This window comes from Halodurantibacterium daqingense (assembly GCF_042666235.1).
GTDB lineage: Bacteria > Pseudomonadota > Alphaproteobacteria > Rhodobacterales > Rhodobacteraceae > Halodurantibacterium > Halodurantibacterium daqingensis.
Map to the genome: position 1 here is coordinate 1 of NZ_JBHTFQ010000015.1, position 13,364 is coordinate 13,364.

General features: G+C 63.1%; 12 protein-coding genes, 4 pseudogenes and 1 other annotated feature. Of the genes and pseudogenes, 2 read left to right on the top strand and 14 right to left on the bottom strand.

Features of this window, described 5'->3' with window-relative positions; genetic code table 11:
- Positions 1-89: 89 nt before the first annotated feature.
- From ACFQXB_RS18565 to ACFQXB_RS18620, 12 genes and pseudogenes are all read right to left on the bottom strand, one after another.
- Positions 90-437 carry a DUF6915 family protein gene (locus tag ACFQXB_RS18565; protein ID WP_377406732.1) on the bottom strand — a complete coding sequence of 116 codons (348 nt, stop codon included), beginning with the start codon at positions 435-437 and terminating at the stop codon, positions 90-92.
- Between the two features lie 10 nt (positions 438-447).
- Positions 448-939 (bottom strand): DUF6878 family protein, encoded by a 492-nt coding sequence (locus ACFQXB_RS18570; RefSeq protein ID WP_377406733.1) that lies wholly within the window; start codon positions 937-939, stop codon positions 448-450.
- Between the two features lie 117 nt (positions 940-1,056).
- Positions 1,057-1,236, bottom strand: coding sequence for a hypothetical protein (locus ACFQXB_RS18575; RefSeq protein WP_377406734.1), 180 nt, complete (start codon positions 1,234-1,236; stop codon positions 1,057-1,059).
- A gap of 30 nt (positions 1,237-1,266) precedes the next feature.
- Positions 1,267-1,455: pseudogene (locus tag ACFQXB_RS18580) on the bottom strand (hypothetical protein); the annotation flags it as partial.
- Positions 1,456-1,528: 73 nt separating this feature from the next.
- A protein-coding gene (locus ACFQXB_RS18585; protein ID WP_377406735.1) for an IS3 family transposase occupies positions 1,529-2,757 on the bottom strand; the annotation gives its coding sequence in 2 pieces (ribosomal slippage) (positions 1,529-2,469 and positions 2,469-2,757; 1,230 coding nt in all).
- Positions 2,360-2,476, bottom strand: a sequence feature (AL1L pseudoknot). (Overlaps the previous gene by 117 nt.)
- Positions 2,726-3,145, bottom strand: coding sequence for a hypothetical protein (locus ACFQXB_RS18590; RefSeq protein WP_377406736.1), 420 nt, complete (start codon positions 3,143-3,145; stop codon positions 2,726-2,728). The genes ACFQXB_RS18585 and ACFQXB_RS18590 overlap by 32 nt, the downstream gene beginning before the upstream one ends.
- A gap of 116 nt (positions 3,146-3,261) precedes the next feature.
- Positions 3,262-3,528: a DUF6117 family protein gene (locus ACFQXB_RS18595; protein ID WP_377406737.1), complete on the bottom strand. Its 267-nt coding sequence runs from the start codon at positions 3,526-3,528 to the stop codon at positions 3,262-3,264.
- 100 nt (positions 3,529-3,628) lie between these two features.
- On the bottom strand, positions 3,629-5,752 hold the full coding sequence (locus ACFQXB_RS18600) for a ParB/RepB/Spo0J family partition protein (protein ID WP_377406738.1): 2,124 nt from the start codon (positions 5,750-5,752) through the stop codon (positions 3,629-3,631).
- Positions 5,753-5,896: 144 nt separating this feature from the next.
- Complete coding sequence (locus tag ACFQXB_RS18605) at positions 5,897-6,286, bottom strand: hypothetical protein (protein WP_377406739.1); 390 nt, start codon at positions 6,284-6,286, stop codon at positions 5,897-5,899.
- 172 nt (positions 6,287-6,458) lie between these two features.
- Positions 6,459-7,406: a hypothetical protein gene (locus ACFQXB_RS18610; RefSeq protein ID WP_377406740.1), complete on the bottom strand. Its 948-nt coding sequence runs from the start codon at positions 7,404-7,406 to the stop codon at positions 6,459-6,461.
- On the bottom strand, positions 7,406-8,359 hold the full coding sequence (locus ACFQXB_RS18615; RefSeq protein ID WP_377406741.1) for an ArdC family protein: 954 nt from the start codon (positions 8,357-8,359) through the stop codon (positions 7,406-7,408). Before ACFQXB_RS18615 ends, ACFQXB_RS18610 begins: the two co-directional genes overlap by 1 nt.
- 440 nt (positions 8,360-8,799) lie before the next feature.
- Positions 8,800-9,834, bottom strand: a complete 1,035-nt coding sequence (locus ACFQXB_RS18620) for a hypothetical protein (protein ID WP_377406742.1) — start codon at positions 9,832-9,834, stop codon at positions 8,800-8,802.
- Between the two features lie 357 nt (positions 9,835-10,191).
- Here ACFQXB_RS18620 and ACFQXB_RS18625 point away from each other — a divergent pair.
- A pseudogene (locus ACFQXB_RS18625) lies at positions 10,192-10,950 on the top strand (IS5 family transposase).
- Positions 10,951-10,969: 19 nt separating this feature from the next.
- Here the strand turns inward: ACFQXB_RS18625 and ACFQXB_RS18630 are convergent.
- The gene (locus tag ACFQXB_RS18630; protein ID WP_377406743.1) at positions 10,970-11,365 is read right to left on the bottom strand and encodes a hypothetical protein; all 396 of its coding nucleotides are present in this window, start codon (positions 11,363-11,365) and stop codon (positions 10,970-10,972) included.
- Positions 11,366-11,428: 63 nt separating this feature from the next.
- Positions 11,429-12,433: pseudogene (locus ACFQXB_RS18635) on the bottom strand (terminase gpA endonuclease subunit); the annotation flags it as partial.
- Between ACFQXB_RS18635 and ACFQXB_RS18640 the strand changes: the two are divergent.
- Positions 12,410-13,288: pseudogene (locus ACFQXB_RS18640) on the top strand (tyrosine-type recombinase/integrase); the annotation flags it as partial. The pseudogenes ACFQXB_RS18635 and ACFQXB_RS18640 overlap by 24 nt on opposite strands.
- Positions 13,289-13,364: the final 76 nt, after the last annotated feature.

The following is a 13,364-nucleotide window of genomic DNA, read 5'->3' on the forward strand; positions in this document are numbered from 1 at the left end:
GTGCTAATCTCCGACATGACCGCTCCCCTCTTGTGGATCGTCCCAGACCCACCTTGGCACAGAGATGCCGTCGGGGGGCGGTCACAGCATCAGAGCCCGACTTCGGCCTCGATGCATTGGGTCCGCCCCATCCACGGCGCCGCCTGGATCGACCGGGCCCAGTCGGCGAAGGACGGAATATGCCCCAAGTCTTCCCGCACGTGCTGCTCACCCACCCAGCGGGTGGGGATGATCCGGCCGGAAGCGAGGGTCAGAGTGCTTCCGAAAACCGCCTCGGCTGCGAAGATTCCCTCCGCATGATGACGTAGCGCGCGATGTCTGAAATCCGCCAGGATGAGCTTCGAGGCGTCGAACCAGTCGTGCACAGCTATAAAATCGTGGACCGATCCGCCCCATTTTCGAACCGACGACAGTGCGTGATGATAGGGATGTGCCATGATCGCCTCCTCAGAACTCGTGACCATAGTATGCGCTGGCGGTGTAGCGCTCGTTGAAGTCGAGCGAGATCGTCCGCTTCGCTACGTCGAATACAAACTCGCCATAGGCGCCGTCGTTGATTTCCCAACCGCCGTGGGTCGACGACAGGAAATCGTAGGCGAGTTGCTCGATGGCCTGCTCGACGGTCATGGTAGCGGCGGCAAAGCCGGGATCGCCCCAGGCCGGCGAGGCGATGATGATCTCGACCTCCGGCAAGTCGGCGCCCTCATCTCCGGCATAGGCCTGGATGTCCTCGATCTGGCCGGAATCGCCACTGCCGTCAAAGGTGACGATCACCGACGTGACGCCCGCGGTCGCAAGCGCATCGAAAAGCGCATCCTTGTTGGCGGGAAGCAGTTCGGCTTTGCGGCGCTCATACTCGGTCTGCTGGGCCATATGGTCGGCAAAGTCGAAACTGGCCGGCGCGACGGGCGCACCGGCATTCGGATCGTTCTCGGTCATGGGACTGTCTCCTGAGAGCGGAAGGGAACGAACCGGGCGGCGCTCTCTCTCGGCCATCCCGGTTCAACCCTCCTCGCCCACCTCTCGCTCTCGCGGCCGTGAGGCGCCGCTACCAGGTCATGCCGGGCCGGTTGCTTCGTCTTCCTCCTCGTCGGCCGCGGTCGGACAGGCTTCGCCATAGACCTCCGCGTAGAATTCCGGAGTCGGCTCGACATCCTCGGAATCGTAGCAGCCACCGGAAATGCGCGCCCTGTAGGCGAAGAGCCAGCCTTCATCGAAGCCGCGGATTTCGATCACCAGATCTGCGCATTCCGGACGCTCGGCCAGTGCCGCGAAGATCGGCTCCGGCGGCGACCACGCAGTGTCGAACCGGAACTCGAGCAGACCCTCAACCTCCTCGATGAGTTCGAATGAGTAGGCGTTCCACTTGGTGCCCCAGCTGTCGATCGACCAGGAATACCAAGAGGCGTGACCGCATTCCTCATGGGCGCGGATCGCGACCTCGGCCTTTGCGATGCAGGACGGATCGCGTTCGGCGAGGAAGGCTTTGTGAACCGCACCGGGTTTGCCGGAGGCTGATTTCGTTTAGTTACGCCGCCATGGGTTCGGCTTCCAGAGCAGCGTAGAAGTTGGCCTCCGCTTCGGCCGGCGGGATATTCCCGATTGGCTCGAGGAGGCGGCGGTTGTTGAACCATTCGACCCATTCGAGTGTGGCATATTCGACGGCCTCGAAGCTGCGCCAGGGTCCACGTCGGTGGATCACCTCGGCCTTGAAGAGCCCGTTGATCGTCTCGGCCAGGGCGTTGTCGTAGCTGTCTCCCACGCTGCCCACGGATGGCTCGATGCCCGCCTCGGCGAGGCGCTCGGTATAGCGGATGGACAGGTATTGGCTGCCCCTGTCGCTGTGATGGACGAGCCCCATGCCTTTGGCGGGCCGGCGTTCATGGACGGCCTGCTCCAGGGCATCAAGGACGAAGCCCGCGTGCGCCGATGTGCTGACCCGCCAGCCGACGATCCGACGTGCAAAGGCATCAATGACGAAAGCCACATAGACGAAGCCTTTCCAGGTCGCGACGTAGGTGAAGTCGCTGACCCAGAGCATGTTCGGCCCGGGCACACGGAACTGCCGGTTCACCTTGTCCAGCGGGCACGGTGCCGATCTGTCCGGGATCGTCGTCTTGTGCGGCTTGCCCCTGATAATGCCTTGAATGCCCATGCTCCTCATCAGCCGTGCCACTGTGCAACGGGCGATATCGAAGCCCTCGCGGCGCAGTTGTCGCCAGACCTTCCGGACGCCGTAGACCCGCCAGTTCTTTTCGAACACGCGCAGGATCTCGGGGCGCAGGGCCGCGTCCCGGCGTGCCCGATCCGACAGCCGCGCCGGGTCGGCCCGCCTCACCAGGTGAGCGTAATAGGTAGATGGGGCAATCGGCAGCACGCTGCAGATCGGCTCGACCCCATGTGTTCCCCGATGTGCGTCGATGAACGACACCATCACTTCGACCGGCGGTCGAGCTCCGCCATCGCAAAATACGCTGACGCCTTGCGCAGGATCTCGTTGGCTTGGCGCAGCTCCCGGTTCTCGCGCTCCAAGGCCTTGAGCCGATCCGCCATCTCCGTCGGGATGCCGGCGCGCCGGCCGGTATCGACCTCGGACCGCTTGACCCACTCGTTCAGGGTCTGGGGTGCGCAACCGATCTTTGCGGAAATCGACACGACCGCCTGCCAGCGCGATTCATGCTGACCCTCATTGTCGAGAACCAGCCGCACGGCACGCTCGCGCACTTCATGGGAAAACTTGTTCGTCGTCTTGCTCATGGGGCTTCACCCTACTCAGGAGTTGGAGCCTCCGGCAAACCCGGTGCGGTTCATTGAGGCTGTCGTAGTCGGTTACGCCCGCTTTTCCCACCCAGGCATAGGTAAGATAGCGCGCGACCTCGGCCTCCAGCGAACCGCCCCCGAAGCCGTCTTTCATGATCTCGGGCCGGCCCAGAACCAGCAGTCCAGTGGCGACGGAGCTGCCGTTTTCGGTCCGACGCAGGATCTCCGGCATCGGGGTGAGGCGGTTGAAGTCGAAATGGATGAAGCTTTGCTCGACGCCGTCCTCGTCGGTCTCGCTGGACGCGGGAAGAAATGCCTGGCGGAAGGCCTTGATCGAGGTGGCGGGGCCGGTGACGGTGAGCCGGTTGGTGACATGGTTGGGCATGATGTATCTCCCGAGCGCCGGGGTTGGACGTCCGGGCGCGCGGCGCTCTCTGCCTCACCCGGACCGCCCGTTTCCGGCCGCCCTCTTCCTCTCGCTGTTCCACGGCGAGACGGTCTTCATGATGCACCCCCGTCCCCCGCGCTCTCGATTAAGCCCGTAGGGTCGTCCGGGTCGGGCGGCAGATAGGCCTCATACGGATTGCCGTCGGCGAGATGGCCGAAGGGGGTGAAAACGTAGTCGCCGCCGGCGCGGTCGACCGCGCACAGGACATAGCGAACCTCGCGCTTCCCGGAGTCGAGGCATTCGATGAGCGCCAGGTTGCCGTCACCAGCGGCGCGCAGCAGGGTGTCGAAGTTCGCGCGGACGGGATCGGGAATGGCCATGGCGTCCTCCTGAAACGAAAAACGGCCCGGCTTGGTGGCCGGGCCGTGAAGCGGAAGGGATAGATGGCGGGACGACCGTGCCCGTCCCGCCCGGGATGGGTCACTCGGCGGCGACGCGAGCCGCCGGATCGTCGGCGGCATCGGGGGTGGCGCCTTCCTCGTCACCGGCGAGGAAGTCGGGCAGCGCCACGGTGTCGTCCTCCTGCCCGCTCGGCTCCGCTGCAGCCACGTCCATGGGGCGCCGCAGCGGCTCGGGCAGCCAGCCGGTATCGGCCAGAAGCCGCTCGGCCTCCTTCACCATTTCGCCCTTCGGCAGATGCGCCATGAGATCGGCGTCGCGATCACCCGCCCCTTCGCGCACCGCCTGGACAATGCGAGCCTTGGTGACCCGGCTGAAGTAGTTCTGGGCCGTGGGCTTCCAGCCCGCCTCGACAAGATCGAGGCCGGTAGCCAGGGCCATCCGGTCAGCCTCGGCCATGCGGCGGTCGAGCCCATGCTGCGAGACACCGCTGCCCGAATAGGGGTTGGGTCGCTCGTAGAGTGCGTTCACCCCGAAGCTCGCGCAGTGGGCAAGCAGCGCCAGACGGCTGGCCTGGTCGAGGTTGTCGAGCCAGTCCCAGAGCGCGCCGTCGTCGTCGAGCGGCATGTCGGCCTTCCAGGCCGCGTGGCGCGCGTCGATGGATTTCGCCACCGGGCTATCGGCCAGGTCCGGGGACTGCGCCCCCAGGAAGACTTCCCGCACCGAGGCCTGCAGTGCCGTCCCGTGCGTCCGGATGCCGAAGCAGTCGCGCACCAGCGTATGCAGAAGCGCGGTGATCGCCACATGCGGATCGGAGGCCACTGCATCGCGAAGGGCCAGGGTCCGAAACGCCGTCAACTCGATGACGAGCCGCTCGGGCAAGGGCTTGATGGTATCGCCCTCATCGTCGTCCTCCGGCTCAGCGGGCTGGCCGCCGATGGTGATGGCCGCGCCGGTCATCCCGGTGTCGGGTCGAGCTTCGGCATCGCCCTCTTCGTCACCGGCTTCGATCGGCGCCTCGTCCTCAGGCCGGACATATCCGCGATCGACGATGGCCTTGCCGTCGGCATCGATGCCGATGAAGACGCCGGCGCGACCGATCTCGGCGGGATCGTAGATGACGGCGCGCTGCTCGAAGGTGTCGAGCGCCTCCTCGATCTCGGCGAGGCGCTGGTCGATCTCGTCGGGCAGTTCGTCCACGCCTTCATTTTCGGCTTCGATCCGGTCGTATTCCTCGCGCAGCACCTCGCGCGCGGCGCGTTCCTCGTCGGTCAGATCGACATAGGTGACGTCGAGGGCACGAAGGCTGCGGTCATAGCCATAGGGCAGATCGGTATCGGCGGCGATCCACTTCCAGCCCTCGGCGGCGACCTCGTCAGTCAAGGCCTTGAGCTTCTCGGACACCAGCCGGTCGAGGAGCGCCGGGTCTTGCAGCCAGCCGCCTTCGTCATCGTCGAACAAATCCCGCAAGATGATGCCGCCAGCCTGCTGATAGACATCAACGCCGACGAACAGTGCCCGCTTGTCATCCGCCCGAACGGTGGTTTCGGTGAGCAGTCGCCGGATCTGCCAGGGCTGGCGACTGAAGGAGGATTGCTGGATCGCCTCCCAGACCTGTTCCTGGCGGGCATGATCGGGGTTGACGGTGAAGGCCATCAACTCTTCGAGTCTCATGCCATCCTCGGCGTAGATGTCGAGGAGAATGGGCGAGACCGAGGCCAGGCGCAGGCGCTGCTTCACTACCTGCGCCGTCGTGAAGAAGGCCGAGGCGATCTCTTCCTCGGTCATGCCCTTGGTGCGCATGTCCAGGAAGGCGCGGAACTGGTCGAGCGCATGCAGCGGCACCCGCTGGGTGTTCTCCGCCAGGCTGTCGTCCTCGGCGAGGATCGAGGACGCCGGATCGCGGACCACGCAGGGCACCGGCGCGGTCTTGGCGAGGCGCTTCTGCTTCACCAGGAGCGCGAGGGCCTGATAGCGCCGGCCGCCGGCGGGAACCTCGAACATGCCGGTCTCGGCGCCTTCGGCATCGAGGACCGGACGGACGTTGAGGCTTTGCAACAGCCCGCGGCGGGCGATGTCCTCGGCCAGTTCCTCGACCGAAATGCCGGCCTGGATGCGCCTGACATTCGATTGGCTGAGAACCAGCTTGTTGAAAGGGATGTCGCGCGAGGGCGACAGGGTGATCTTCTGGGCAGCAGTGGCCATCGTGGTAGCTCCGCGACGGGCGGTCGGGAGCCTCTCTCTCGACCTCCGACCCGTCACGAAGCGAAGCGCCGCCCTCGCACTCTGGGAGGGCAGCGCTGTAAAGCCGGAGAACCGGAAAGTCGTAAAACCGCCGAGCCGCTCCGGTCAGTCGACATCGGCAACTTCCGCCGCCGTGGGGAAGTCCCGGCGGTCAAAGACAGCCACGGGGCCCTCGCCGCCATGCGCAACCCGGTCTTCGACAAAGGAATGTTGCGGCATGAAATCATCATGGAAGATGTCGAGGGCTGCCTCGCGGCTTTCGGCTTCGACCTCTTGGACGAAGCAGACCCACATCGCCTGGCGCTGCCGGACGAAATAGCGGTTCGTAGCGGAGACGCACTCGAACACGTCGTTGATCTCGCCCTCCACGTCGGCGTTCTCGAACTGCTCGACGGCGTGATCGCGATCCTCCGCATCGCAGACCCAGAACTCGTTTTCCGAGCCGTAGCAGACGAGGTACATTTTAAGGGGGCGTGGTGCCGGTATGCTGGTCATCGGGTTTCTCCGCGACGGGCGGCCGTGAATCTCTCTCGACCTCCCACCCGTCATGAGCCGCGACGCCGACCTTTCACTCTGGGAGGGCAGCGCCGCAGAACCGCAGAACCGCAGAACCGGAAACCCTGAAACCCGGAGAAGCGGCATTGCGCCTCTGCGGATTTCAGGGGGATCACACGCCGCAGATACCCTCACATTCATTCGGCCAGAGGTCGAGCTGGCCACGGTCCGCCGCCGTGGAGAGATCGGCCTGGTCGAGCGGTACGGCGGAACGGTGGAGATAGACCTCGCCTCGGATGCCCCGGAAGCCGGTGCGGATCGCGGTATCGACCGCCACGGCGTCGGCCCATGCCTCGGGATCGTGATCGCGCATCTGCCGCCAACGATCGTCGGAATGGAATGGGCAGCCGATGCAGGCGCTCTTGGGTGGCAGGGGATAGCCGTGGCGCTCCAGCCAACGCAGGCAGTCGCGGCGGGTCATGGCCCGCTCGATCAGGGGCCAGCGGTTGACCTGCCAGGCCTCGAACGAGGGCTTCATGCGGAGCGCCTCGTCGAGCGATATGCCGATCCATTGCTCGGCGACCGGCGATCTCGGCGAGCGCCGACCGGCAATGCCGAGCAGTTCGCGCACCTTTCGCCGGATCGGCACGATCTTGTAGTCCTTGGTGCATTGGCGGCGGATCATGCCGATCCCGCTGTGTCCCCGCGCCAGGGCGCGAAACCCGACGACTACGGGTTCGCCGGTCTCGTCCTCGTCGTAGACGGGCAACTCGGTCCCAGCAGGGGCGACGGTGCGCGTGAAGGCTGGGATCGAGGCCCATCGCTCGCCGCGCGCGCCGGAGAGTAGATCGGCGCGAATGTCCCCGGCCGAGACGACATGCACCGGGAAAGGCAGGACATTGGGCGATCTCAGCCAGGCGAGATGCTCGTAGACCGCTTTCGGCTCCCAGCCGGTGTCTGCGAAGATCGCGCAATCGGGCATCGGGCCGATCTCGCCATGCGCGGCCATCAGCGCGAGGGTCGTGGACTGGACGCCGGCGCCGAGGCTGAGGACACGCAGCCGAACCCCGGCCGCCTGGGCAGGGTCCGGCGCGGAGCCGGGGAAGGCGAGCGCGCCCATCACGCAGCCTCCGGCGCGTCATCGGCATCGCAGGCGCCGCCCGCGTCCGGCAGGAAGGACAGGATCCAGTCAGCAGCCTTGCTGGCCTGCGAGGCAGCACGGACGATGGCCCGGTTGTCCTCGCGCAGCACCTTCAGCCAGGAAGCAATGTAATCGGCATGACGAACAGTCGGCACGATACCAAGCGAGGCGCAGCAGAAGGCTGCGGTCATCTCGGCGACCAGTTCCTCGAAGGCATATTTCTTCGTGCCGAAGCTGCCGGTAAGATCGCGGTTCAACCTGGACACATGGCCAACGGCATGACCCATTTCGTGGAGGGCCGTCCTGTGCCAGTTGATAGGCTCCGGATAGGCTTGCGGTGGTGGAACGACCACATGGTCGAGCGCCGGGACGTAGTATGCGCGATCCCCGCCGATGCGGAAGTCCACGCCGGTGGCCTTGATCAGCGCCTCGACCCTCGGCTCGATCAGGCCAGGTGGTGGGGGTGGAGCGGCGACGGCAGTGTCCTCGGGCAGGCCCTCGCATTGCGCGGTGTTGAACACGGTGAAGCGCTTCAGGAAGGCAATCTTCCCGGGCTCCTCGCCGGTCTCTCTCGCGCGCCGCTTCTCGTCCTCGGGCGTGAAGCGGTCAGCATAGACTACGGTGGTGCCGCGCTCACCCTTGCGGACATTGCCGCCGAGCGACAGCGCCTGGCGGAAGGTGAGCCAGCCCTGACCGGGGAAACCATGCTGGACCACGGCCCCCCAGAGAATCAGGATGTTGATCCCGCTATAGGCTCGGCCGGTGCTGGCGTTCTGCGGCAAACCGAGGGGCGCCGCTGCCGTGGACTTGCCCCAGGGCTGAACCCAGGGAAAGCGCCCGACCTCAAGTTCGGCGATGATCTTGCCGGTGATTTCGTCGTAGAGGTTCGTCCGGTCTGAGCCGGCGCGTGGGGTGCGGTCATGTCTCGACATCGCGGGTCTCCGCGACGGGCGCCGGAGACCCTCTCTCCAGCCACCAACCCGTCACGGCAAACCCGGCCGCACTCTACCTCTATGGGTGGGCATTCGCGATGAGGTGGAAAAGAAGGGTATTGACTTTAGCCTGAATGGTGATTTTATGTTTATTATACAGCGACTTCTAGTGAGTGTTGGTATCGGTGGTTGCGAGCCCCCGCAACCAAAATTATCGATACAGATCAGGCGTTACCAGCCGCTCTTGGGGGCAGCTTTTTGCGTTCCCAACGGCGGGTCGACAATAGGTCAACAAATGGGCCAAAACTGTGTGCGATTCCAGTGGGATAGTAGCCCGGCAGGACCCAGACCGCGCGAAAGCCGCAACGGAGCGCGCTTGGCAGGAAAAGGTGTCCATTTGAGCAACTTGACCTCTGGTCGGACCCGAGCATTGCCCAGCTCTACAGCAGCACTGCCACGTCCTGGGACCGAGTGACCCAGCCGCGCTTCGGCCTTGATCGCGACGGTGTAGTCGCCAACTGACCTGAACAACTACTCAATCTTGATAATCCCTCTCGAGGAAGCGTTATCAAGAAGATCGCTCGACCCTCTCGCCCTTTTCCTGAAAACTCAAGCGCGAACTTCGCTCGCGATACAGCCACATATAGCCGATTGTGAGCTACATACTTCGCGAAGCTCCGAGAGCCGGCATCCTCAGAAACTCCCTCGTTCGGAACACGACCCTTATCAACTCCGACAATAATCACCACGTTGAACTCAAGACCGCCAACATAGTCGGCATGGCCAACAACAAAGTGTCCTGACTTCTTAGCCTGCGAAACCCGCAAAAAATCTCCGCGCTTATCCAAGTACGTCACTGGCTTATTGCGTTCGGCAGCGAAAGTCTTCAGTGCCTCGGCAAGGTCCCTTGAGAGAGTGGTTATCAAAATTTCCCAAGGTCGTGAGGAAGTGAGCATAGCAAGTTCAGCTGCCCGATCAAAGGCAGCGCTAATCATCTCCTCATCATTAGAGTATAGACGGAAGTAAACGGGCTGCGCTCGTCGTTTTTCGTCGACCGTGAACCCGCTTTGTGTTTCTAGCAGCCGATTGTCGAAGTTTGTGAACATCGTCGCGCCGGATGCCAAGATCGATCCTGCGAAGTATAGAATGTCAGGAGCACTTCGAAACGCTGTGGAGTAAACAGTGCTCTCAGACTTTCCATCAGGTGTTAGGGTGTCAGACAGCGAAGAGTCGCTCTCCCATCCTCGATCTCCAGCCGCCTGTGGCCTATCGATGGCGAAAGAAATCGGAAACTCGCCAATTTGTCGGGTGAAGAAGTAATAAACATGAAGTTCATTGATATTGAACAGATGGGCTTCGTCGATCGCGATAAAGTCATATCCGTCGCGTGTCCTTCTCCGTCGCCAAATGGGCGTATCAAGCTGCCCAATAGCAGTTAGAACCACATCATCTGTGTCAAACTGATTGGTGGACACGAGCTGACTACAATAGTTTCTAAATACCTCAAACGAATAGCCGCGATCTGCGTCGTTCCCAACCGGCAACCCGTACTTGAGGGGTGGGCACTTCTTGTAAACGTCAAACGACTCCCCTGCGCGCCCTTGATCTGGACGCTGATCTCATGCTGAAAAATCGGAGCTAGATCAGCTGTTTCTTGCTCCTCAATAAACTTACGAAAATCGACGGTCATGTGCGGCGCATATGATTTGAGGTCGGTCAGTCGGACTGACTCAATTGCTTGCTGAATGTAGAGTTCCTGGAGGAGCTTAGGCTCCAGACCCATTGATTTCAGGCGTTTGGCATGATTCAGGCTCCGCAAGGAGACCTGATCGATGAGCAATCTTTACTGGCTGAGCGATGCCCAGATGGAACGCCTGAAGCCGTTCTTTCCCAAGAGTCATGGCAAGCCCCGCGTCGATGATCGCCGCGTTCTCAGCGGCATAATCTTCATCAACCGCAATGGGTTGCGGTGGTGTGATGCGCCGAAGGAATACGGGCCCGCCAAGACCCTCTACAACCGTTGGAAGCGCTGGAGTGACAACGGGGTCTTCGCCCGGATCATGGTCGGCCTGGCCGCTGAGAGCGCCGATCACAAGACGATCATGATCGATGCGACCTATCTCAAGGCACACCGCACGGCGTCGAGCCTGTGCGTGAAAAAGGGGGGCGCGCACGCCAGATCGGGCGGACAAAAGGCGGCATGAACACCAAACTGCACGCCGTTGCCGATGCCACGGGGCGGCCGATCGGGTTCTTCATGTCGGCCGGCCAGGTCAGCGACTACACAGGCGCAGCGGCTCTTCTGGGCAGTCTGCCGAAGGCGGGTTGGCTGCTGGCTGACAGGGGCTACGACGCTGATTGGTTCAGAGAAGCGTTGAAAGACAGGGGGATAAAGGTCTGCATCCCCGGTCGAAAGTCCCGCAGGAAGGCCGTCAAATACGACAAGCGGCGCTACAAACGGCGCAACCGCATCGAGATCATGTTCGGCCGTCTGAAGGGATTGGCGGCGCGTCGCCACCCGATACGACCGCTGCCCGGAAACCTTCTTCTCCGCGATCATGCTCGCCGCAACCGTCTTGTTCTGGCTGTGAAATTCAATGAGTCTGGACCCTAGAGTCCTGAGCGTCGCGATCCACGAGTTCCGTTGGGCTGATCGCTTGGTTCAGTGCCTTCGCACATAGCGATGCTGTTGCTCCAGATCTTAGCGCAGAAACGGAGAAGCTTTTGAAAGCTCGTGAGTCCATCACTTTCGTTGATTGATCCGAACAAGCCGGACGCTTCGCAGTCAATGACTAGATATCGCTTTGATTTCCACGACCCAGCTGTTGCGAAGAATATTCCCTCCTTGCTGAGCGACAAGACGACTTTTCCCGTTCGACGGATCAGTTCGGTCCCTTCCCGCATGGCTTGAATGAGTTTCTGCCCAGCGTCAAAATCGACGCTCTGAAACTCTCGCCCTGAGATCATCTCAGCAACAGCACCATCATTTAGACAGATGAACTTCATTTCTTCTCCCCTTCATCAGCACAGTGCGCTGCAATCATTCTTCCAAAGAATTGCCGCGTTTGGATCGACAAGCCACGAGCGCAGGTTTCGCCCCCAGCCCCAGACGTCGATCTCGATCCGGTCGCGCTGGACGTCGATCCCGGCGGTCAGGATCAGCACACCGGCAGGGGCCCGGCCCAATTGCCAATCCTCGCGGCGTTCATAAAGCCGCTGCCAATCCGGCGCCTCGCCCCGTTCCGCCTAGGTTTCGCCGAGGACGGTGTTTTTCACGGTTTTCAGGGCGGAATCGTTGCCCTGCGCCTGATCTCAGCGCCGGGCGATTTCTTCCCAGGACAACCACCCGAGAGGGGAGTAGAGCCCCGAGATGTGGAACCCGATCACGCCCGCAGTTTCTGCCGAGGCTTGAACATCGGGGGCCGCGGTCGGCAGCCAATCGGCCCCGTTCGCCTCGTCCATCATCCACGTCTTGTGCCGTTCCGCGATCGGCGCCTCGCAATGCTCGCAGAGATAGGCGGCCGTCTCTGGCCGCCACTTTTCCCAGCGCAGCCGTTCGAACTTCAGCCATTGCAGCCCGCCGCAATGCGGGCAGGGGACGTGATAGCGGCGCTGGTCGGTCAATTCGAACTCCCGCTCGATCCGGCTGAGGCCCTTGATCGTGGGCGTCGAGGCCAGGAAGATTTTCTTGCGGTGGCCGAAGCTGTCGGTGCGGGCCTCTGCCAGCGCCACCGGATCGCCCTCGCCCTCAAGGTCGCCCGGATAGGCGTCGACCTCGTCCAGAAACAGCCAGCGCGCGGGCATGGATCGCAAGCCCACGGCCGAGTTTGCGCCGGTCAGCACGAGCTGGCCGCCGGGGAAACGCTTCGCCAGCACCGTATTCCCGGCGTCGCGCGATCGGGCGGGCAACACCAAAGCCCGCAGATCGGGGCTTTCCTCGATCAGCGGTTCGATCCGCTGCTGGCTGAGGCGCTTGGCGAGATCGGTTGTCGGCTGCACCGCCAGGATTGGCCCAGGGGCGCGATGGATGCAGAAACCGATCCAGTTGTTTCCGGCTTCCGTCGCCCCATGCTGGAAAAGCTGGTTTTGCCGGAATGGAAGAACCGGAAGGTGGCCGACATCACGCCCACCGACGTCGATCGCTTGCTGACCAAGATCGCCGCGGGTCGTGCCCGGCCATCGAAGAAGAAACCTACCCAGAAGCGGCGCGAGAAACTGGCCCCGCCCAAGCCCACACCGGTGCGGGCCAACCGCGCGGGCGAAATGCTGCGCAAGATGTTCAATCTGGCCATGCTGTGGAAGATGCGCCCCGACAACCCGACCTTCGGGTTCCGCCGCCGCCCAGAGGTCGCCCGCGACCGGTTCCTGTCCTTCGAGGAGATCGAACGCCTGGCCAACGCCCTGGCGGTCGATGAAGATCAGCGCGCCGCCAGCATCATTCGCCTCTGCATGCTGACCGGCGCCCGGCTAGGCGAGGTGCGCACGGCCACCTTCGACCAGTTCAACCTCGATCTGGCCATCTGGACCAAGCAGGCCGCCTACACCAAGCAGCGCCGCATCCACAGGGTGCCGATCTCGCACGAGGCCGTAGCCCTGATCCGCCTGCGCCGGGAAATCGTGCCGAAGGACTGCCCCTTCCTCTTCCCGGGGGATGTGCCCGACCAACCGGTGGGCGATCCCAAGCGCTTCTGGCCCAAGATGCAGAAGGTCGCGCAGATCCCAGACGTCCGCATCCACGACCTGCGCCACACCTTCGCCTCTCTGCTGGTCTCCGGCGGTGCATCGCTGGAAATGATCGGCCGCCTCCTCGGGCACACCCAAATCGGCACGACCCAGCGCTATGCCCATCTGATCGACGCGCCGTTGCGGGCGGGGGTCAATGCGGTGGGCGAGATGCTGAAGCCGCGGTTGCGGGTGGTGGGGGAGTAAGGAGCGCCACCGTCATAGCACGGCAAACATACCACCGTAACGCGACGGGCGACGCCTTTGAGCGTTGCGGCGCGGT